The sequence below is a fragment of the Rhizobium sp. SU303 genome (genome assembly GCF_021052345.1).
Taxonomy (GTDB): Bacteria; Pseudomonadota; Alphaproteobacteria; order Rhizobiales; family Rhizobiaceae; genus Rhizobium; species Rhizobium laguerreae.
The window spans coordinates 3554744-3575565 of record NZ_CP088095.1; the positions used below are offsets into that span (position 1 = coordinate 3554744).

Consider the following 20822-nt stretch of genomic DNA (forward strand, 5'->3'; position numbering starts at 1 on the left):
GTTATACCTTCTCGACTTCCGGCCGCCCGAGGATGCCGGTCGGCTTGAAGATCAACACGAAAGCCAGGATCGCAAAGGTCGCGACGTCCTTGTAGGCGATGGTGAAGTATGCCGACCACAGCGACTCGATAAGGCCGATAAGGAGGCCGCCGAAGACGGCGCCGGGCAACGAACCGATACCGCCGAGAACGGCTGCCGTGAAGGCCTTCACACCGGGCGTGAAGCCGTCGTTGAATGAGGCAACGCCATAATACATCAGGTACATCGTGCCGGCGACCGCTGCGAGTGCCGCACCCATAACGAAAGTGATGGAGATCGTCCGATCGACGTTGACGCCGAGCAGCGCTGCCATCTTGCGATCCTGCTCAGTGGCGCGCTGGGCGCGGCCGAGTGCCGTACGATTGACGATGTACCAGAAGATCGTCAGCAGCACTGCGGTGATCACGATGATGATGATCTGCTTCAGCGACACCGAGATGTTGCCGAACTGGTAGACCGAGCTCACCATCGGCGGGATCGGCTTGTTGCGTGGGCCCTGCGTCACCTGGATGAAGTTGGACAGCGTGATCGACATGCCGATCGCGGTAATCAGCGGCGCCAGGCGGAAGGACCCGCGCAGGGGCCGGTATGCCACGCGCTCGATCGTCCAATTCCACAAACTCGTCATCAGCATCGCAACGACAAGCATCACCAGCAGCAGAACGGCCACCGGGAGACCTGCGAAGATGGATGTGAGGACGAGGAAGACGATAAGAGCGGCGAAGCCACCGAGCATGAAGATGTCGCCATGGGCGAAATTGATCATGCCGATAATGCCGTAAACCATCGTATAGCCAATAGCCACAAGGCCATAGATGGATCCGAGCGTCAGCCCGTTTAAGAGCTGCTGGACGAAATACTCCATATGTCGTTTTCCCCTGGATGCGAGCGAAACATGCTGCATCTCTTTTTGGTTCTTCGGTTCCCCGTTTCAGGGAACCTCATAGGCCGAATGCATAGCGGTTTCGTCGAAAATGTGAAGACAAAAAGGGGTTACTCCGACAGATTCTTGCGGAAACAGGGTTAACTGGCGCATTTTGAACCAAAATCCACAGAAAAACGGCAGAGCGGGGCCTATTTTTAGCCAGAAACCGCCACTGGGTTAACCATCCGGAGATATCGCCGTCGATTTCCTGCACTGCTTGCTGCGTAAGCTATTCCACAGAATTGGAAGATGGAGCAAATTCAGACCCCAAGGCAGCCCCTTTGACGAATGCCATTTCACCAGCGATGCCGCATCTTCGTCTGACAAGGCTGAAAACTTATGGTAGCATCATCAGGCTGCGTATTGAGGGATGCGGAGCACGACGGGGAACACCATATTAACTTGCGTATCTGGTTGTGACAGGGATGGTTTGCGGACGAGCGACAGCGGGGTGCTCGCCGCGTGGCGAACGGCAAAAGGACAATGCTGAGGACATTTGAAAAGGCGGCGCTCGAAGCCGGCAAGGCCATCATCACGGTCTTGCGCGAAGGCTTCCCTGTCGCCATGAAGGCGGATGCAAGTCCGGTCACGGTCGCCGACGAGGAGGCCGAACGCATTATCCTCGCTCATCTCGCCAGAGATTATCCTGAAATACCCGTCGTGGCGGAAGAATCGGTCGCCGCCGGCAAGGTGCCCGACATTGCCGGCCGAGGCTTCTTCCTGGTCGACCCTCTCGACGGCACCCGTGAATTCGTCGACGGACGACAGGAATTCACCGTCAACATCGCCTATATCGAGAACGGCGCCCCGGTGGCCGGCATCGTCTATGCGCCGGCGCTGGGGCTTGCCTTCTCGGGAGAACGCGGCCACGCCGAAAGGCTCGTCGTCATGGACGATTTCACGGTTGGCGCACGGAGCGCAATCACGGTGCGCGAACAGCCGGACGACAGGCTGGCGCTTGCAAGCCTTCGCCACAACAGCCCGGAGACCGGGAGCTTCCTCGCCGACCACGCGATCTTCAAATGCACCAATATCGGTTCCTCTCTGAAGTTCTGCCTGCTCGCCGAAGGCAAGGCCGACGTCTATCCGCGTTTCACCCGCACGATGGAATGGGACACCGCGGCTGGCGATGCGGTGCTGCGCGCCGCTGGCGGTTCGACTGTGACGCTGGACGGAACGCCGCTGACCTACGGCAAGACAGGAACGGCGGCCGATTTCGACTTCGCCAACCCGAACTTCATCTCCTGGGGTGGCAGGAAACGCGTCCTCGAACCGGCGTAACCACCCGCGGATATCACTGAATACCGACAGGCGACGCAATCCTCTGCCTCGCCGCCACGCGTTGAGGCCTGCCGCGACAATCCGCGATCTCCGACAAGCGCCCCCTGAGCGGGCTGTCTTTGCCCGCCAAATAACCTCCCCCTACGTGTCTGGAAGCGTGTCCATTTCGAGCTGTCGAGTGATTCGCGCGATCGGGTCTCACCAACTGATTCTGGCCGTGAACGCGTCGTCTGCATCTTTTCCAGACGATGTCCCTCCACCAATCCCGCCTTGATTCTGTCACATTTTGACACGGCTTCCAGAATGATCGATATCTTCATCAGAAAAATTTCGCCTCGTGTTCCGTTAAGAAATACGCTCAAGAGACCCGGGTCACGTGCCGAAACGGCGCGTCGCCAGCCCCGGCGAACCCTCGCCAAAGTCCTAAAAACCTTGACGAAATTCCAATTATTAACGAAATATCATGAGCTTGCCTCAACTTAACGCAAATGCGAAAGATTTGCTGCGATGCGATATTTCTCTGGACACCATTACACAATTGTCGCATTTTTCCGTTTTAGTAGGGTTACCAAGACCTAAGTGCAGCCCTGGTGACAGGGTTAACCATTGATCGCCTATTGCCGCCGCGCCCCCTCGAAGACAACAGAGTACGATCCTTGAGCATCACGGAATTAAACAACAGCATTTCGACAGAGTCCTTCCGGCCGAGCCGCCGTCAGCAGCCGAGCCTGAAGATCCAGACCCCTGTTATCCATAGCGATGCGCCGCAGGCGCCGTTGATGGATCTGGTCCTGAAGCGGGCGTTCGACATCGTATCGTCGTTGAGCGCCCTCCTCGTCCTCGCCCCTTTCCTCCTGTTCGTCGCCCTGCTGATCAAGATCGACAGCCCAGGGCCGGTGCTCTTCAAGCAGACCCGCTGGGGCAAGAACTGCAAGGCCATCAAGGTCTATAAGTTCCGTTCCATGCGCACCGACCTCTGCGACGTCTCCGGCGTTGCCCAGACGGTGATGAACGATCCGCGCGTCACTCGCGTCGGCGCCATTCTGCGCCGCACGAATGTCGATGAGTTGCCGCAGCTGCTGAACGTGCTGCTGGGCCACATGTCGGTCGTCGGTCCGCGTTGCCATGCAATCGGCATGCGCGCCGGCGGCGTGCTCTACGAAGAGCTCGTACCGGAATACCATCAGCGCCATGCGATGCGCCCCGGCATGACGGGTCTTGCTCAGATGCGCGGCCTGCGCGGTCCAACCGATCGTCCGGCCAAGGCGCGCGCCCGCATCGCCAGCGATCTCTACTACGTCGGGAATTTTTCGATCTTGATGGACATGCGCATCATTTTCGGAACCGTCGTGTCGGAGCTGACCCGCGGAAAAGGCTTCTAAAGCGCGTCGCGATCTTTCAGATTCGCTCCTCGCGCTTTAGTCTTTGTTTTTGCGCATGTCGCACAAAAAGCGATGCACACTTTGCGCGACAGGCCTCCCAGCTTTAGCTTTGTGAGAAAGGGCCGGCTGCCTCAGAGCAGCCGGTACCGGAATGCTCTGGCGACCGCCTGCATGCGGCTGACCGAATCGAGCTTGCGCATCGCGCTCTTCAGATAACCCACCACCGTATGCGACGAGAGATCGAGAATGATCGCGATCTCGTTGCTGCTCTTGCCGGCCGCCGACTACAGCGCCGCGCGTCTTTTTAGACGCGCAAAGGACGCTGTAGCACTTTGAATTACTGCCTAATCCCTTAAATCGATTCCGATTTAAGGAATCAGGCAGCGTCGCAGGCATTCGATTTCGCGCCGGGTGAGCGTCTCCAACGGACCATCCTCCACGCCGCTGCTACGCGAAACCTTGTCCAGAAGCTCCACGGAGCGGTAGAGCAGCGCCATCGCCTGCTCTCGCGTGGGCATAGGACAGCCGCCTGAGAAGGCGAAGATGTATTGTTTCAGGTCAGCGTCGTGCAGCGTGAAGGCGAAGGTATTCTTCAGCCCGTGCATCTGAAAGAGCACGTTGAGTTTGCGGTTTTCCTGATTGGCGGCGCTGCCCGCAAACGACCCCTCCTCGCAGAAGATCGGCACAATTGTCCGCTTCATCGCGGTCACCAGTCTGCTGCAATAGAAGAGATCGGCAGCCTCGTAAAAGCCGACAAGGCTTTGCGGCCAATTGCTGATCAACCGGTTTTCGGTGAAAGCTGTGCGATCGCCCCGCGGGAAAGCCGAGACCAGATAGAAATCGAAGCCCGCAACCTTCGCCATCGCGTCGAGCCGTTCCTTGCCGTCGTCGGCCGAAACCCCAGTGCCATCGGCCTGCGAAGGCGAAAATGCAGCATCCTCAGCGCAGTCGCCGACTGCGCGTTCACGTCTTTTCAACTTCATATCCTCGAATGGCCAGCTTCGGCTCGGCCTTGCTGCCGGCGGCGAAAACTTCGCGCCGGGGCATCAGCAAAGACGGTTTCTGCCCGCATCCCGAGGATACGAAGCATCAAAAACGCGAACTGGACTGATACAGCGGGAAGAACGGAGACGAAGTCTTGCGCTCATTCTTATGTTGCAGCTCTGATAAAATCGTCCCGGGAAATCAGCTAATATTTATTCCGCATGGCTCCCATGCAGGGCGCTACAAATTGACGTGGCGGCAGGCAGCCGCCCCCATCATCGGCCAGGGCGGGCGTCTAAATTTGTTATCAAAGTCTTACGATGGGTTTAGGCAATTTTTAAATGTGGCAGGCTAGAGTGGGGCTCGTGGTCTTGCGTTGTGTAGAGAGTCCAATGACCGAAATGATACGTCCCCGAGTAAAATATGTCATCGGCCCCGATGGCAGCCCCCTGACGATCGCGGATCTTCCGCCGCCCAATACGCGGCGCTGGGTGATTCGCCGGAAGGCAGAGGTTGTCGCGGCTGTCCGCGGTGGCTTGTTGAGCTTGGAAGAGGCCTGCGAGCGTTACACGCTCACGGTCGAAGAATTCCTGTCCTGGCAGTCGTCGATCAACAGCCACGGTCTTGCCGGCCTGCGCACCACGCGCATTCAGCAATATCGTCACTGATCACACCCCAGCATCGACGACATTTATTTCGGGCCGGACGCATCTCCCATGAGGGAATGAAGAAGGCCCGAAATCATTGACGAGGCCGCGTAGCACCAGAGGCCGGGCTGCGTGAAGGCATCCGCCAGCCCCGTCGTCTTCGCCGCCGCAATGACGATCGCGACAAGCAGCACATCCATCATCGACCACTTGGACAGATGCGGTACGACGCGACGATAGAACAGGCTGCCGGCCCCACCCCCGGCGGCCGTCGCTTCTGCGGTGATCCCCATCGCCTCCACGGTGATGCCGATCATCTTCAGAAACGGGAGCAGGATCGAAACCAGGGCGACGATTGCCGCCAGCAGCCCGTCCCCGCCTTGCCAAAGCGAGACGATGATTTCGATGAGCGACGGCGTTTCGTCGAAGAAATACAGCGTCTCGAAACGGACCAGCGGCAAGACGAGGCCGAGCGCCAGGAAGAACGGCGCAGCCACGAGAAGCACGGGGCGAGCCATCGAAAGCGCACTCATTGCCCTGAACCTCTCATCGATCCGACATTTTGCATGAACACTCTGTCTCCTGCCTGTATTGCCTCCACGGCTTGGCACGACCGCGCCGCCATGTCACGGTCCGCTACGACAATATCGGTTATGAGGAAAGACAATGGACATTCGAAGTGAGGAAGGCGTCTCCGGCGGCCGCTATGCGGCCGAGGTCGAAGGGCACGAGGCGGAGATGACCTATTCACGCACATCGCCTAAGCTGGTCATCATCGATCACACGGGCGTTCCCGATTCGCTGCGCGGTAAAGGTGTCGGCCAGGCGCTGGCGCTCCACGCCGTGGAGGCAGCCCGGACCGGCGGCTGGAAGATCATCCCGCTCTGCCCATTCTTCAAGGCGCAGGCGCAACGCCATCCGGAATGGAAGGATGTCGTGAATTAATGCATGTCGCCCAAAAGCGCACAGCGGGTTTGGGACAAGGACATGCATAAGATAAATCGTCCCTGTGGGGGACGAATCTCGTTTCCGGTGGGAGCGACGCCATAAGGCAAACACCAAAAGCCATGTATAACGGACAGCGCGCCCATTATACATGGCTTCTCAGTGGCGATCCCAGGGCGCCGAAGCCGGCACCCAGCCGTTTCTGTTACGCCCTTGCTCTGGCGCCGCCGTCACGCTCTTCCAGCGCTGTGGCCCTTGCATATTCCGCTTGCATCTCCTCGAGCGCCATTTCCAACGTCTCTTCCTGCATCTTCAGTTCCTTGATCGAAACCTGCAGGTTGTCGGCCCGCTGACGCGCGGCCTTGGCGAAGGTCGGATAAGCAAAGTGATTCGGGTCGGAAATACCGGACTTCTTTTCCTCGACGACGATCTGGCTCTCCAGATCCTTCGTCATCCGTTCGAATTCGGACATCATCATCTGCAACTGCTGCAACTGACGTCGTTTTTCGTTCACCTGAAATTCCTTCAGGCGAACGAGACTTTCTCGCGACTTCATACGCATTACTCCCGTGATGCGAGACCCCGGCTCAACTTGAAACCGCCCTGCGCGCCGCTTTGACACGGTTTGCTAAAAAATTTCCCGCGATATTAACAAATACCTACCGCTGGTAACCTTTCGTTTACGGGCATCGTTAATGATAGGCCCGATGATTTAAGGGTCGGTAAATTTCGCAGCATGAAGTTCGAACCTTTTCATTGGCGAGTCGGATGAATCACTTAGCGCTATTTCTTAATGTGAAAGTTGAGGAGGGCCCTTTTGAGATTCCTATTGGAAAACAGAGAAATGGAAAAATTGTTTAATAAATTCGATACTCCTTGCCAGAGTGAATTAGAATTTGTTAACCATTTCGTGGCAGCTTTCAAATCACGTAGCGTGTTCGGTATCGTGTAGGGGGCCAGACCACCTTTCGGCGGCGGTAAAGGGGATAATTATGCGGGTACTTCTAATTGAGGATGACAGCGCGACGGCGCAGAGCATCGAGTTGATGCTGAAATCAGAGAGTTTTAATGTTTATACCACCGATCTCGGTGAAGAAGGCGTCGATCTGGGCAAGCTGTATGATTATGATATCATCCTTCTCGATCTAAACCTGCCCGACATGTCCGGATATGAAGTGCTTCGCACTCTCCGGCTGTCCAAGGTCAAGACGCCCATCCTTATTCTGTCGGGCATGGCCGGCATCGAAGACAAGGTTCGCGGCCTCGGTTTCGGCGCTGACGACTACATGACCAAGCCGTTCCACAAGGACGAGCTCGTCGCACGCATCCACGCCATCGTCCGCCGCTCCAAGGGCCACGCCCAGTCGGTCATCATGACCGGCGAGCTGATCGTCAACCTCGATGCCAAGACTGTCGAAGTCGGCGGCCAGCGCGTCCACCTGACGGGCAAGGAATATCAGATGCTGGAGCTGCTTTCGCTCCGCAAGGGCACCACCCTCACCAAGGAAATGTTCCTGAACCACCTCTACGGCGGCATGGACGAGCCGGAACTGAAGATCATCGACGTCTTCATCTGCAAGCTTCGCAAGAAGCTTGCCAACGCCGCGGGCGGCGCCAACTACATCGAGACTGTCTGGGGCCGTGGTTACGTTCTTCGCGAGCCGGATGGTGCCGAATACGCCGAAACCGCCTGATATTTTTTTCCGATCCCCTTATCGGATAAACGAATATCCCGCCTTTTCGGCGGGATTTTTCGTTTCTGCCTGCGCAATAAGAATCCGCCCTCACCTCAGGCCGAATCGGCCTGAAATCCTCTGTTCTTTCGATCTAGGAAATAGCGTGCGGCGGCCGAAACCGCTTGCACACGGCATCATGCTCCAGTGATGCCGATATCGGCGGAAAGAGATCTGCCCGTCAGGCGGCGATCGCGCGATTTCCGAAAACGGCGGTCAGGATCTTGCGATCGAACGGCTTCAGCAGGAAGTCGGTGGCACCGGCCCGTTTGCCTGCCATGAGTTTCTTCAGATCCGCCTCGACGACGCAGTAATAGATCTTGACCTCTTTGCCGCCCTCCATGGCACGGATGGCAGCGATGAGGTCGAGGGCGCCTTCCATGCCGGAATCGACGATCAGATATTCCGGCAGCTCCGCCTGGCAGCGCTGCAGCGCCTCGCCGGCGTTGGAGGCCTCGCTGACGAGAAAGTCGAGTTCGGAGAGAATGCGCTTGCCGACCTTGCGGACGATGTCCGAATTATCGGTGATCATGAACCTTTGCATGGCCGCTCCTTTGCCCCCGCATTCGTCGCAGCAAGAGGCCTCTTACAACCCTGGAGAATAGGTCCATCAGGCTAACGAATCGTTACCGGACGGAGCGCCGACGCAGGTCCGCGCTCCGAAATCAGGCTGCCGCGGTCACTGCCGTGAACACCAGTTCGTCGGCGCTGGCGCTGTGATCAAGCGTCATTCCGCACTCCTGTGCCAGAAGCACGGTGTAATAGGGCTGGATCGAATGGGCATCGATCGCTTCCTCGATAGTGCCGGTCGATATCTCGACGAACTTCGGCGGCAGGCGCATCAGTTTGCCTTTGGATGTGAGCTTGAACTTCGCATCGAACTCGGGATTTTCGAGCGTTACCTCGAGCACGCCGCCGCGCGGAATGGCGGAATAGGCAACGAGGAAGAGGTTGAGCAGCAGCTTGACACGGTTCTTGGCGACGATGGCGCGCGGTCCGTTCCAGATCACCTCGGTCTTCTTTTCGGCGACGGCGAAATCCTTGGCAGCACGCTCGGCCTCGCCGGTGTCGATCGAGGCGCCGACGGAACCCGACGCGCCGAAGGCGAGACGTGCGAATTTCAGGCGGACGGAAGCATTGAGCGCGCTGGTGCGGATCAGGTCCATCGCATCGGCATCGGCGCCGCCTTCATCCAGGAGCTCCAGCCCGTTATTGATCGCGCCGACCGGCGAGATGACATCGTGGCAAACGCGGCTGCAAAGAAGCGCGGCCAGATCCGGGCCGGACAGGGTGAGATTGGGGTTCTTGGACATCATTGTCTCCTGATGGGCGGCAATTTCATTGCGCCCGGAATATGCTTCATCAAAATTGCGCGAAGTTTGCGATCGTACTCGGTGCCATAATGACACCATATTTGGTAAACCGATTGTTAAGATCATCGGCGCAAAATGCACCAATCGCCGCGAGCGGTTGCCCGCTCTCAGCCAAACGACGAACGGATGACACCATGCGCCCTCGATTTCCGCACCGATTCATCGGCTTCTGCAGGTTACTTTCGGCCCTCATCTTCTCCTCGCTGATGACTGCCGGGCCGGCCGCCGCCCAGGACAACGGCCAGTACACGATGCAGGAAATCGTCGACGCCGGCCACTCCTTCTTCGGCTCTGCCAGCGGCGGACTTGCCAAGGTCGTAGAGAGTGCCTTCCAGAAATACGGCCTGCCGAACGGCTATATCCTCGGACAGGAAGGCGGCGGCGCCTTCATCGCCGGCCTTACCTATGGCGAAGGCCAGCTGAACACCAAGAACGCCGGCGAACATAATCTCTACTGGCAGGGCCCCTCGCTCGGCCTCGATTACGGCGGCCAGGGCTCACGCGTGATGATGCTGGTCTACGACCTGCCCTCCGTCAACGGCATCTATGCCCGCTTCGGCGGCGTCAGCGGCTCGGCCTATGTGATCGCCGGCTTCGGCATGACGCTGCTCAAGAACAACGACGTGCTGGTCGTGCCGATCCGCACCGGCGTCGGTGCTCGCCTCGGCGTCAATGTCGGCTATCTCAAAATCACCCAGGCGCCGACCTGGAACCCCTTCTGAGGCCGCAAAGCCGCTGGAATCGGCGGCCGTCCCCACCGGCGGCCTTGCCATGCGCGTCACGCGTGCTTAATCATCGCGGCTGACCTCGTATCAACCTTCTTACCGATGGCCGCGCCGTGATCGAATATGCTCTCTTGTTCGGATTGGGCTTCCTGACCGCGGCCTTCCTCGTCTTTCTGGTCTCGCCCGCCGTTCACCGCCGCATCGTCTGGTATACCGAGAACCGGCTGAAAGCGACGATGCCGCTGAGCCCGCAGGAGGTCCGCGCCCAGAAAGACATGGTGCGCGCGCTCTATGCCGCCGAAAACGCCCGCACCACCCAGGACCTTCTGCGTGAGCGCGAGAAATCCTTGTCGTTCCAGCTTCGCCACGACGCCCTCGCCGTCGATGCCGGCAGGCTTGCCGCCGAGATCGGCGAATTGCAGGCCCAGATCGGCGAGATGCATGTCGAGGCGGCCGACCAGCGCTCGCATCTGCGCAAGGACGAGAACTATATCAGCCAGTTGAAGACCAATCTGCATATTGCCGAGCAGTCCGCTGCCAACAAGGAGAGCGAACTGGCGACGATGCGGACGCGGTTGAGCAAGCTCGGTGAACAGGCCGATGGGCTGAGGATAGACCTGGCCGCGCGCGAGACCGAGGCGGAGAGCTTGAAATTCCGCGTCAACGCGCTGCGCGACGAACGCGACACGCTGCGCCAGGACGTCAGCCTGCTGCAGAAGCGCGCCAAGGATGCCGAACAGAAACTGACGCAGCAGCAGCATATGGTGATCCGCCTGGAGGATAAGGCCGCGCGCGAGAGCGCTTCCGCCACCGAAAAGGAAACCCTGGTCGCGCGCCGCCAGCAGGAGATCGCCAGGTTGAAGGAGCAGTTGAAGGCCGCCAACGCCGAGATCCGCAAGGTCAACCGGGTGCTGCGCGACGCCGGCCTTGCCGGGATGGCCGCGGAGCTGCCGGCGGAAATGACGGAAGACACGACCACATCCACGCTCGACATCGCCATCGTCACGGCTGAGATGGGCGAAGATGTCCGCAAACGCAGCTCCGCCCTGGCCGAGCGCCTGCAAAAGGCAAAGGCCGTAGCCGGACGCGATGGTGCGATCCGCGAGGAGATCGCCTCGATCGCCGCCAATATGGTGGCGCTGACCGCCCTGAACGAGGGTCCCTCCTCGCCGATCCGGACGCTCCTCGTCGAAGCTGCTGAAAAGAAGCCGAACGATCGCGTCAACCTTGCCGACAGGGCAGCCGCGATCCTCGCCGATCCCCCGAGCGTCCGATAGGACGCGCGGCGCGTCATTATGTTTGAATTGACGCAGAACCCTGAAATCAATCCGATCTGAGAGGGATATGCGTTAGACCCGGCCCATCGCCGAGGCCATGGAAAACAGCGCGATCCCCGTCGCCGTCGCGGCATTGAGGCTGTCGAGTTCCTCCGACTGTGGAATGCGCGCGCTCTGGAACCGCGCAAGCAGCGCCTCCGGCAACCCCTCGCCCTCGGTGCCGACGACGAGCGCCATGCGCGTCGAGGCCGGAATGGCGCGGATATCGGTCTTGCCGTGCGGTGAAAGGGTCCAGATGGCAAAGCCCCGTTCGGCAAGCGCCACGAGTACATCGAGCGCCTTGCCGCCGCGGCGGTGCGGAACGCTCAGCACCGAACCGACCGAGACACGCAGCGCCTTGCGGTAGAGTGGATCACAGGAGGTTTCGTCGAGCAGCACCGCATCCGCCCGGAAGGCGGCCGCATTGCGGAAAATCGAGCCGGCATTGTCGTGATTGGAAATGCCGCAGCCGACGAGCACCAGCGCCCGTTCCGGCAGTGCGTCGAGAAGTGCCGCCTCCCCGCGGTCCTGTCGCCGGCCGAGCGCGAGAACACCGCGATGCAGATGGAAACCGACGACGCCATCGAGCACATCCGCGCCGGCGACATAGATCGGCACATCGGCCGGAAACCGCTCCAGGATGGGCAGCACGCCCTCGACGCGGTTGCGCAGCAGCAGGATCTTCTCGGCGAAAAAGCCGCGGCCTGCCGCATGCGCCTCGGCGAGCATGCGCAGCACGACGGTGCCTTCGGCGATGAAGCGGTTCTCTCGCCCCGTCAGGTCGCGCTCGCGAATCTCGCGGAATTCAGCGACGCGCGGATCGTCAGCGCTGTCGATGTCGATCGGGACGGCGGCCATGCCGGCCTCAATTGCCCGCAACAGTGACGTCGGCGACGGTGCGGCCGGTCCTGAGATCGTAGACCAGCGCCTTGTTCTTGCCCTCGACCGTTTCGCCGTAGAACAGGATCTGCCCGGCTGAAAACGAAGTGGACTGCACCTTGAAGCCGAGCGGCAGGGAAACGGTTGCCACAAGCGGCGCATCCGAAGGCACGCCGGAGGCGGTAACAGCGGACGCCGTCTCCTTGGGCTCGCTGTTCATCACCTTGTAGACAACCGCGCCGAAGACCGCCATAAGGCTCACGAACATGATGGCGCCGGAAACGATCTGCAGGCGGACCATCTTGCGCCGGACACTTTCCATCGCCGGATCAAGGGGCTTCTCTTCCTGGTCGTCTGGCTCGATTGCTGTCATCTGTGCGTCCCGTTCTAAAAAATACGTCGGAGAAGAAGCGTCTTGAGCGACCCCTTTAAACAAGCAGCCGGCAATAGAAAAGTCCTGACCGCCGATGAAACTGCCGAAGGCCGGTTGGACGCCTGGCTGACGGCGCAGGTCGGCGAGGAATTTTCGCGCAGCCGCATCAAGGCGCTGATCAAGGACGGCCAGGTTTTTCTGCGCGGCGAACCCGTCACCGACCCGCAGCGCAAGGTGCGCACCGGCGACAGTTTCGAACTCACGCTGCCCGAGCCGGAAGACCCGACGCCGCAGGGCGAGGACATCCCGCTTGATATCCTCCATGAGGACGACGACGTCATCGTCATCTCCAAGCCTTCCGGTCTCGTCGTCCATCCCGGCGCCGGCAACTGGACGGGGACGCTGGTCAACGCGCTGATCCACCATTGCAGCGATACGCTCTCCGGCATCGGCGGCGTGCGCCGCCCCGGCATCGTCCACCGTCTAGATAAGGACACGACAGGCGTCATGGTCGTCGCCAAGAACGACATTGCCCATCGCCACCTGTCGCTGCAATTTGCCGACCATGGCCGCACCATGCCGCTGGAGCGGGCCTATCAGGCAGTCGTCTGGGGCCGGCCCCGCACGCTGTCGGGCATGGTCGACGCGCCGCTTGGCCGCGCCACCGGCGACCGCACGCGCCGCGCCGTCAAACGCCCCGACAGTCAGGACGCCGACGACGCGATCACGCATTACCAGGTGATTGAGCGCTTCCATGAGAAGCCGGACGCCACCGCGTTCGCCTCGCTGGTGGAGTGCCACCTCGAAACCGGCCGCACCCACCAGATCCGTGTCCACATGGCCCATATCGGCCATCCGCTGCTGGGCGACACGGTTTACGGCGCAGGCTTCAAGACCAAGGCCAATCTCCTGCCCGAAGAGATCCGCAATGTCGTCAACGGTTTCGGCCGCCAGGCGCTGCATGCCTTCATGCTGCAGTTCGAGCATCCCCGCACCGGCGAAATCATGCATTTCGAGGTGCCGCTGCCGGATGATATGGTCGAACTGGTCGAAGCGCTGCGGCGATAAAGCCGGGCTCCGAATGCCGCCTGCCCAACTCACACCTGCGTGAGCGGCACCTTGAACCGCCGTTTCGCCACACTTATCTGTATATTGACTTAGTGCGGGCTCGCAGTAGAGCCGCACGTCCCGGTTTGCCTTTTTTAACGCGAGGATGCGTTTCCATCGGGAACCGGAATTCACTTTAGGAGGGTGCACTATGGCCCGAAATACCTTGCCGTCCATTACCGCCGGTGAAGCCGGTCTCAATCGTTACCTCGACGAAATCCGCAAGTTCCCGATGCTGGAGCCGCAGCAGGAATACATGCTCGCCAAGCGTTATGCCGAGCATGGTGACCGTGATGCCGCCCACAAGCTCGTCACCAGCCATCTTCGCCTCGTTGCGAAGATCGCGATGGGTTATCGCGGTTACGGCCTGCCGATCGGCGAAGTCGTCTCCGAAGGCAATGTCGGCCTGATGCAGGCCGTCAAGAAGTTCGATGCCGAGCGCGGCTTCCGCCTCGCCACCTATGCCATGTGGTGGATCAAGGCCTCTATCCAGGAATATATCCTGCGTTCGTGGTCGCTGGTGAAGATGGGCACGACCGCCAACCAGAAGCGCCTGTTCTTCAACCTGCGCCGGCTGAAAGGCCGCATCCAGGCAATCGATGACGGCGACCTGAAGCCGGAGCACGTCTCGGAGATCGCCACCAAGCTGAACGTCTCGGAGGAGGAGGTCATTTCGATGAACCGCCGCCTCTCCGGCGACGCCTCGCTGAACGCGCCGATCAAGGCAGCCGAAGGTGACGGCGGCCAATGGCAGGATTGGCTGGTGGATGACCACGACAGCCAGGAAGACGTGCTGATCGAACAGGATGAGCTCGACACCCGCCGGCGCATGCTGGCGAAAGCGATGAGCGTGCTGAACGAGCGCGAACGCCGTATCTTCGAGGCTCGCCGCCTCGCCGAGGATCCAGTGACCCTGGAAGACCTTTCGACTGAATTCGACATCAGCCGCGAACGCGTTCGCCAGATCGAGGTCCGCGCCTTCGAAAAGGTGCAGGACGCCGTCCGCAAGGAAGCCCTGGAACGCGCCAAGGCCGTCCGGGTCGTCGAAGCCACGGCATAAACCTGTCGCGTGATACAATTGAAGAAGGCGGGTCCTTGCGGCCCGCCTTTTCTTTTTCATTCATCTTTGTCCGCAGCCTCGGCACCGCGCCAAGATCGGGAAACCGTCACTGGCTCGTCGACACATCCCCGAGCGCAGTCCATTCCTTGATCGCGGTATTGAAGGCGTCCGTTCCCGTACCGCCCTTTTCCATCGTCAGCAGCGCGCGGCGGCCGTTGCGGTACGTGATCGGAATATCGATCCAGTTGCGGGTCGACATCAGGTCGAGATTGGCCTTGCGCGCATCAGGATAATCGTTGAGCGCGATCATATGGAAATCGTCGGTGATCTTGGCCGGAACCGCGATCAGCGCGTCACCGCGGTCCTGCTCCGTGCGCTTCATCGAGATGCGCTGGACGCTGTCGATGCTGCCGCCTTCGAAATTTGGCGGCACCGAGAAGACGATCTCGACGAGATGGCTTGCCGGCAGCGACGGATCGGAATTGCGCTTGAAGGTGACGAGAGCCGAAAGATTGCGCTCCGGAACCGTGACATTGCCCTGCACCGTCGCCTCCTGCCGGCCATCCTGGCCAGCCTCGTGCTGCACGCTCCAGACGACCGATCCCTCGATCGCCGTCGGCGAGCTCTGGCCGATGCGCTCCTCATAGAGGAACATCTTTTGCGACGACCCGACGGGCGCGGTCTGCGGCGGCGATGCCGCTGGGCCGTTCGGCGTCCGCGTGTCGGCGGGTGCCGCATCGCCCTGCGCGCTGGCAGGCGGCGTATCGGCTGCCGCGACATTCTGTTCGGCGACCGACTTTCCTTCCGCGGTCGGCGTTCCCGGCACAGTCGCCGGGCCACTGTCAACCTCGGTTCCATCGGTCAGCAGCCGCTGGGTGAATTTCGAATTGGCCGCAGCGCCGTCATTGTTCACCGACGCTACCTGCGGGTTCGGCTGCGCCGGCGCCGCTGGAGTATTCTGCGCTCCTGGTGTGGTTGGCTGGGCTGGCGTCACCGCGCCCGGCTGGGCAGGCGTCGCCGAGCCATCCGGCGGCGTTGCCGCCTCGTTCCTGGTCGCCTGCGACGGTGCCGAGCTAACGAGCCCGTCGACCATCGCCACCAACGCCTCCCTGTTCGTCCAGCCGGCATAGGCGCCGCCACCGATCAGGATGAGTGCGAAGATGAGCGTGATCACGGTGCCGATGCCGAAGCGGCGGCGCTTCGGCTCCATACGGAAGCTCTTGCCCTGCAGCTTGGAGGCAACAATCTGATCGATATCCATCGACGGATTGGCGTCATCGTCGTCAGCGGCGACAGAGCCGCGGCGGTCGTAGCCGCGCAGCGCCTTCGCCTCTCGCCAGTCCTCGCTCGGCGCACCGCTAGCAGGCGCCGGCTTGCCGTTGTGCACTTCGGCGAAGATATCGACATCGTCGAAGTGAGAGGCAACCGGCGTCTTCTTATTGTTGCCGGCCTCGATCGGCGGCAGATCGTCGAAGGCGGCCGTCTCCCAGGAAAAACTTTCCTTGGCGGCCGGCATGACGGCGGCGGGTGCCACTTTTTCGAGGCTCGATATCACCTCCTCGAAGGCGCGCGCCGAGGCATCGGCGGTAATCGGCGCCGGCGCCGTCTCCGAATATTGCCGGAGTTCCTCTTCCGCCCATTCGGTCTCCGCATCCTTGGGCGCCGGAGCCGGCGTTTCGGCAACGGGCTCGGTCCAGACGGGGTCGAAATGCGCCGCAGCTTCGGCCTGCAACGGCTCCTCGCGGCTGTGCTCGACGAACTCCTGCGGACGATCGAAATCGGCGACCGGCTCCACCAGGCGGTTGGATGCGTGGTCTATGCCGCGGGTGATCGGCTGCAACGGCTCGTCGGGCTCGTAAGCCTCCTCGGCCTCCGGCTCCTCGCTTTCCACCGCCGCAGGTTCGTCCGCGATCTCGTCGGCTTCCAGGGGATGCTGCTCGTCGACACGGTCTTCGTCGGCTTGTTCGTCGCGATGCTCGGAGGCTGGCGCTTCCCAACCGTCATGTTCGGTCGGTACGTCTTCGGCAGCGACGTCGCGCGCCTCGCCGGCATGCCATTCCTCGGCCGGCGCTTCCTCCTCCTGAGAGGGATGCCAGTATGTCTCGGCCGGACCGGCTGTCTCCGGCGAAACCGGTGTCTCGGCGGCAACAGGGGTTTCCGCGGGAATGGATGTTTCCGGCGAAACGAGTGTTTCCTGGGAAAGAGGCTCCTCGGCAGCGACCTCGTCCTCCTCCGGCGCGGCGACTTCCACCTGATCGGGCTCGCCGGTGGCCTCGTCCGCCTGCGGTTCCGCATAGGCTTCGTAGGCCGGCTCCTCGACAGCAGTCTCCGGCGCCGACGCTGGTTCGCTTTCGTGGGGAACCGCTTGTTCTTCGAAGGATTCCGAAGCGGTAACGGCCGCAACCGGCTCATCGAGCGGCATCGCCTCGGAGTGTTCGCCTTCCACCTCGCGGATGGCAGCCTCGAGCTTTTCGAGCTGGCGTTGCAGCATGGCTTCCGGCGGACGCGGTTTCATGTTCTCGAGCTGCCGCTGCACTGCACCGCGGGCACGTTCGTAGACTTTCACCCGCATCTCGGGGGTATTTTCAGCCAAGCCGTCAACGGCCCGCCGAATGACTGCAATAAAATCCGCCATCAGTACTTTCTCAAGAAGTCCGGTACCCTACCGAACCATCCTCCACAGTGACCCGTGAGCTTAATCCTCAAACGGATCGGTCACAAGTATCGTATCATCCCGCTCCGGGCTGGTGGACAAGAGCGCGACGGGTGCCCCGATCAGCTCTTCGACCTGGCGAACATATTTGATCGCCTGTGCCGGCAGATCCGCCCAACTGCGGGCGCCGACGGTCGATTCCTTCCATCCCTCCAGGGTGACGTAGATCGGTTCCACCCTAGCTTGCGCTCCCTGGCTTGCGGGAAGATGATCAATCTGTTGGCCGTCGAGCATGTAGCCGACGCAGATCTTCAATTCCTCGAGACCGTCGAGCACGTCGAGCTTGGTGAGCGCGATGCCCGTGATGCCGTTGGTGGCGACCGACTGGCGTACGAGTGCCGCGTCGAACCAGCCGCAGCGGCGCTTACGCCCCGTCACAGTACCGAACTCATGTCCCTTCTCGCCCAGGAACTGGCCAATTTCGTCGGTGAGCTCGGTCGGGAACGGGCCTTCGCCGACGCGCGTCGTATAGGCCTTGGTGATGCCGAGGATATAACCGAGCGAGCCCGGTCCCATGCCGGAACCGGCTGCCGCCTGGCCGGCCACCGTGTTTGAGGAGGTCACGAAGGGATAGGTGCCGTGATCGATATCGAGCAGGCTGCCCTGCGCGCCTTCAAAGAGGATGCGAGCACCCTTGCGGCGCTCCTTGTCGAGGAAGAGCCAGACCGTATCACGGAAAGGCAGTACCCGATCAGCGATCGAGGTCAGTTCGTCCATGATCGCCTGGTGGCTGACTTCGGCAACGCCAAGACCGCGGCGAAGCGCATTGTGATGCGTCAGAATACGGTCGACCTTGCCGGAAAGACTATCGAGATCGGCAAGATCCATGACGCGGATGGCGCGGCGGCCGACCTTGTCTTCATAGGCCGGGCCAATGCCGCGGCGCGTCGTGCCGATCTTGGTGCCGCTGTTCGACGCCGCATCCTCGCGCATCGCGTCGAGCTCGCGGTGCAGCGACAGGATGAGCGTCGCATTGTCTGCAATGCGCAGATTGTCAGGCGTAACCGTCACGCCTTGCGCCTCCAGCCGGCCGATCTCGGCGATTAGCGCATGCGGATCGACGACGACACCGTTGCCGATGACGGCCATCTTGCCCGGGCGCACGACGCCGGACGGCAGCAGCGAGAGCTTATAGCTCGTGCCGTCGATGACGAGCGTATGGCCGGCATTGTGTCCGCCCTGATAGCGCACAACGATATCCGCACGCTCCGAAAGCCAGTCGACAATCTTGCCCTTGCCTTCGTCACCCCATTGCGAACCGACCACGACTACGTTCGTCATCCAACTCTTCCTGTTACCGGCGCGGAACCGCGCACCTGCTCAAACCCGCGCATCTATAAAGCTTTGTTTTTTGGAAAGCGACCCTGTTGTCACAGCAGATTGGGCTTTTTACGTGACAAATCAGCAGCCGACAGGCTATTTCCCGTCACAAAACGCCGCTCGGCGATCGCGGAAAGACGGGAAGAACGCTCTTGCAAGCCACGGCCTATATCTGCCTCGTTATCGCCACCCTCTGCTGGGGCGGCAACTCCGTCGCCGGCAAACTCGCGCTCGGGCATATCAGCCCGATGATGCTGACCTTCCTGCGCTGGTTCCTCGCCGTCGCAATGATCGCCGTGATTTCAGTACCGCAAATGCGGAAGGACTGGCCAGTAGTCAGGAAGAACCTGCCGCTGCTCCTCTTCTACGGTGTCATCGGCTACACCCTTTTCAACGCCATGCTTTATTCGGCCGTGCAATATACGACGGCCATCAACGTCGCCATCGAGCAGGCCGGCATCCCGATGCTGATCTTCCTGCTGAATTTCATGTTCTTCCGTACCGGCATCTCGCTGGCGCAATGTCTCGGCTTCGGCATGACGCTGATCGGCGTCGCTCTGACCGCCGCACATGGCGACCTCGCAACGCTGCTGCAACTCAGCCTCAACCGCGGCGACGGGCTGATGCTGATCGCCATTGCCGCCTATTCGGTCTACACGATCTTCCTGCGCTGGAAGCCGCCACTCGACTGGCGCACGCTGATGGCGGTCCCGGCGCTCGGCGCCATGCTGACCTCGCTGCCGCTGCTCCTCTGGGAAACCGGCCGGGGTGCCGCGCAGTGGCCGGACCAGGCCGGCTGGGTCATCACTCTCTACACGGCGATCTTCCCATCGCTGGTGGCGCAGATCCTCTATATCAAGGGCGTCGTGGCAATCGGCGCCAACCGCGCCGGCCTCTTCATCAATCTCGTGCCGGTGTTCGGAACGCTGCTTTCCGTCGCCCTGATCGGCGAGAGACTGCAGTCCTTCCATGTGATCGCACTGGTACTGACCTTGGGCGGCATCGCGATCGCCGAAAGGGGCCGTCCGAAAGCTTCGTCGCCGACCGTGCCCGCCTCACCCGTGGATTAAAACCTTTTCCTGGTCAGGAAAGGCTTTAACCAAGCTCCAGCGTCGTCACGCCGAAGACGTGCTTCAGCGGGATGGCCGGCGCCGGTCCGCGATACATGCGTGTCGTCTCGAATACCGGTTGAAGGCCGATGCCTTCGGCAAGCGCGACCGCCTCGCGGTTCTCTGCGGGAATGTCGATGAAGACCGCAGCCCCTTTCGCCTCGGGGATCAATTCGGCAAGCAGCGCCGCGGCGCTGTCGGCATCGTTGGCAAAGAGCGGGCCGATCTTGTAGCCCTCGTAGCAGCGGCGGATCGTGCCGTAACCGCGGATCTTGTGGCTCTTGCGCACCACCGCCGAACGACGGCCCTTGCGGGCGGTGCACCAGGCAGCGAGAAAGGCATCCCGCGGCTGCGGAAAGATCGCCGAATCATATCGTTGCAGGCCTTCGAGGCGTGAATCCAGCACCGGTTGCGCGACAAGCGTCGAGACAGGCAAGGAAATAGCGACACCGCCATAGCGAATGGTGGAATAGGCGGGTTCGAAGCCGGCCTTGCGGTAGTTGTCCTGCTGTGCGGCGACGCCGTCGAGACCTATCGTGCGGTCTCCCGCGCTGGCAATGCCCGCCGCCCAGATCGCCTTGCCGTAACCCTTGCCACGAAAATCGGGATGGACGATGTAGAGGCCCAGGAAGGCGAAAATATCGCCATATTTGACGACCGAGATCGAGCCGACGGGGACTTCACCGATGGAGCCGACGAAAAATCCCGACGGATCAGCCTCGTTGAATGCAAGCGAATCGTCGAGACCAGGGTTCCAGCCTTCCTGACGCGCCCATTCGAGCACGAGTTCCAGTTCGCCGGGCCGCATCGAACGAACGGCAAATTCCGAATTCATGCAACTTTCCCAGATTGAATGTCCCGCAAGTCCATCCCGGCAACGGCAAAGCAATTGTCAGGCCCCAGCTCCCGAT

The 20822-nt window shown here is 60.9% G+C and carries 20 protein-coding genes and 1 pseudogene; 10 read left to right on the top strand and 11 right to left on the bottom strand.

Annotation, left to right across the window (positions count from 1 at the left end):
- Position 1: 1 nt before the first annotated feature.
- Positions 2–904, bottom strand: a complete 903-nt coding sequence (locus RlegSU303_RS17780) for a branched-chain amino acid ABC transporter permease (protein ID WP_131719183.1) — start codon at positions 902–904, stop codon at positions 2–4.
- A 543-nt stretch (positions 905–1447) separates the two neighbouring features.
- Between RlegSU303_RS17780 and cysQ the strand changes: the two genes are divergently transcribed.
- The gene (cysQ, locus tag RlegSU303_RS17785) at positions 1448–2245 is read left to right on the top strand and encodes a 3'(2'),5'-bisphosphate nucleotidase CysQ (protein ID WP_017961757.1); all 798 of its coding nucleotides are present in this window, start codon (positions 1448–1450) and stop codon (positions 2243–2245) included.
- Between the two features lie 656 nt (positions 2246–2901).
- A complete protein-coding gene (locus RlegSU303_RS17790; protein ID WP_065281033.1) occupies positions 2902–3627 on the top strand; it encodes a sugar transferase in 726 nt (241 codons plus the stop codon).
- A gap of 131 nt (positions 3628–3758) precedes the next feature.
- On the opposite strand, the pseudogene RlegSU303_RS17795 reads toward RlegSU303_RS17790, so the two are convergent.
- Positions 3759–4604, bottom strand: a pseudogene (locus RlegSU303_RS17795) (LuxR C-terminal-related transcriptional regulator).
- A gap of 399 nt (positions 4605–5003) precedes the next feature.
- Here RlegSU303_RS17795 and sciP point away from each other — a divergent pair.
- Complete coding sequence (sciP, locus tag RlegSU303_RS17800) at positions 5004–5279, top strand: CtrA inhibitor SciP (RefSeq protein WP_007533628.1); 276 nt, start codon at positions 5004–5006, stop codon at positions 5277–5279.
- A gap of 23 nt (positions 5280–5302) precedes the next feature.
- Here the strand turns inward: sciP and RlegSU303_RS17805 are convergent, their stop codons facing one another.
- A complete protein-coding gene (locus RlegSU303_RS17805; protein ID WP_017961758.1) occupies positions 5303–5869 on the bottom strand; it encodes a paraquat-inducible protein A in 567 nt (188 codons plus the stop codon).
- A 55-nt stretch (positions 5870–5924) separates the two neighbouring features.
- On the opposite strand from RlegSU303_RS17805, the gene RlegSU303_RS17810 reads away from it, so the two are divergent.
- Positions 5925–6203, top strand: coding sequence for a GNAT family N-acetyltransferase (locus RlegSU303_RS17810; RefSeq protein WP_017961759.1), 279 nt, complete (start codon positions 5925–5927; stop codon positions 6201–6203).
- A gap of 205 nt (positions 6204–6408) precedes the next feature.
- Here the strand turns inward: RlegSU303_RS17810 and RlegSU303_RS17815 are convergent, their stop codons facing one another.
- Positions 6409–6759, bottom strand: coding sequence for a hypothetical protein (locus RlegSU303_RS17815; protein ID WP_003542353.1), 351 nt, complete (start codon positions 6757–6759; stop codon positions 6409–6411).
- 436 nt (positions 6760–7195) lie between these two features.
- On the opposite strand from RlegSU303_RS17815, the gene ctrA reads away from it, so the two are divergent.
- Complete coding sequence (gene ctrA, locus RlegSU303_RS17820; RefSeq protein WP_003542362.1) at positions 7196–7897, top strand: response regulator transcription factor CtrA; 702 nt, start codon at positions 7196–7198, stop codon at positions 7895–7897.
- Between the two features lie 220 nt (positions 7898–8117).
- Here the strand turns inward: ctrA and RlegSU303_RS17825 are convergent, their stop codons facing one another.
- Together RlegSU303_RS17825 and chpT are read right to left on the bottom strand one after the other, a co-directional pair.
- Positions 8118–8480: a response regulator gene (locus tag RlegSU303_RS17825; protein WP_003542364.1), complete on the bottom strand. Its 363-nt coding sequence runs from the start codon at positions 8478–8480 to the stop codon at positions 8118–8120.
- A gap of 121 nt (positions 8481–8601) precedes the next feature.
- On the bottom strand, positions 8602–9249 hold the full coding sequence (gene chpT / locus RlegSU303_RS17830) for a histidine phosphotransferase ChpT (protein ID WP_026158831.1): 648 nt from the start codon (positions 9247–9249) through the stop codon (positions 8602–8604).
- 194 nt (positions 9250–9443) lie between these two features.
- Here chpT and RlegSU303_RS17835 point away from each other — a divergent pair, with 194 nt between their 5' ends.
- Complete coding sequence (locus RlegSU303_RS17835) at positions 9444–10031, top strand: DUF1134 domain-containing protein (protein WP_017961761.1); 588 nt, start codon at positions 9444–9446, stop codon at positions 10029–10031.
- A 116-nt stretch (positions 10032–10147) separates the two neighbouring features.
- Entirely contained in the window at positions 10148–11311 is a 1164-nt protein-coding gene (locus RlegSU303_RS17840; RefSeq protein WP_131619551.1) for a hypothetical protein, read from the top strand.
- A gap of 72 nt (positions 11312–11383) precedes the next feature.
- Here the strand turns inward: RlegSU303_RS17840 and RlegSU303_RS17845 are convergent, their stop codons facing one another.
- Together RlegSU303_RS17845 and RlegSU303_RS17850 are read right to left on the bottom strand one after the other, a co-directional pair.
- On the bottom strand, positions 11384–12208 hold the full coding sequence (locus tag RlegSU303_RS17845; protein WP_131619550.1) for a TrmH family RNA methyltransferase: 825 nt from the start codon (positions 12206–12208) through the stop codon (positions 11384–11386).
- Positions 12209–12215: 7 nt separating this feature from the next.
- Positions 12216–12602: a hypothetical protein gene (locus tag RlegSU303_RS17850; RefSeq protein WP_131619549.1), complete on the bottom strand. Its 387-nt coding sequence runs from the start codon at positions 12600–12602 to the stop codon at positions 12216–12218.
- A 42-nt stretch (positions 12603–12644) separates the two neighbouring features.
- Here RlegSU303_RS17850 and RlegSU303_RS17855 point away from each other — a divergent pair, with 42 nt between their 5' ends.
- Positions 12645–13670, top strand: a complete 1026-nt coding sequence (locus RlegSU303_RS17855) for an RluA family pseudouridine synthase (RefSeq protein ID WP_131719185.1) — start codon at positions 12645–12647, stop codon at positions 13668–13670.
- 190 nt (positions 13671–13860) lie between these two features.
- Positions 13861–14769: an RNA polymerase sigma factor RpoH gene (gene rpoH / locus RlegSU303_RS17860; RefSeq protein WP_003542378.1), complete on the top strand. Its 909-nt coding sequence runs from the start codon at positions 13861–13863 to the stop codon at positions 14767–14769.
- Between the two features lie 106 nt (positions 14770–14875).
- Here rpoH and RlegSU303_RS17865 read toward each other — a convergent pair whose 3' ends face one another.
- Together RlegSU303_RS17865 and RlegSU303_RS17870 are read right to left on the bottom strand one after the other, a co-directional pair.
- Positions 14876–17404, bottom strand: coding sequence for a hypothetical protein (locus tag RlegSU303_RS17865; RefSeq protein WP_131644923.1), 2529 nt, complete (start codon positions 17402–17404; stop codon positions 14876–14878).
- A 60-nt stretch (positions 17405–17464) separates the two neighbouring features.
- Positions 17465–18763 (bottom strand): adenylosuccinate synthase, encoded by a 1299-nt coding sequence (locus tag RlegSU303_RS17870; RefSeq protein ID WP_025395709.1) that lies wholly within the window; start codon positions 18761–18763, stop codon positions 17465–17467.
- A gap of 191 nt (positions 18764–18954) precedes the next feature.
- Between RlegSU303_RS17870 and RlegSU303_RS17875 the strand changes: the two genes are divergently transcribed.
- Positions 18955–19872: a DMT family transporter gene (locus RlegSU303_RS17875; RefSeq protein WP_131719186.1), complete on the top strand. Its 918-nt coding sequence runs from the start codon at positions 18955–18957 to the stop codon at positions 19870–19872.
- Between the two features lie 25 nt (positions 19873–19897).
- On the opposite strand, the gene RlegSU303_RS17880 is transcribed toward RlegSU303_RS17875, so the two are convergent.
- A complete protein-coding gene (locus tag RlegSU303_RS17880) occupies positions 19898–20746 on the bottom strand; it encodes a GNAT family N-acetyltransferase (RefSeq protein WP_094087555.1) in 849 nt (282 codons plus the stop codon).
- Between the last annotated feature and the right edge of the window lie 76 nt (positions 20747–20822).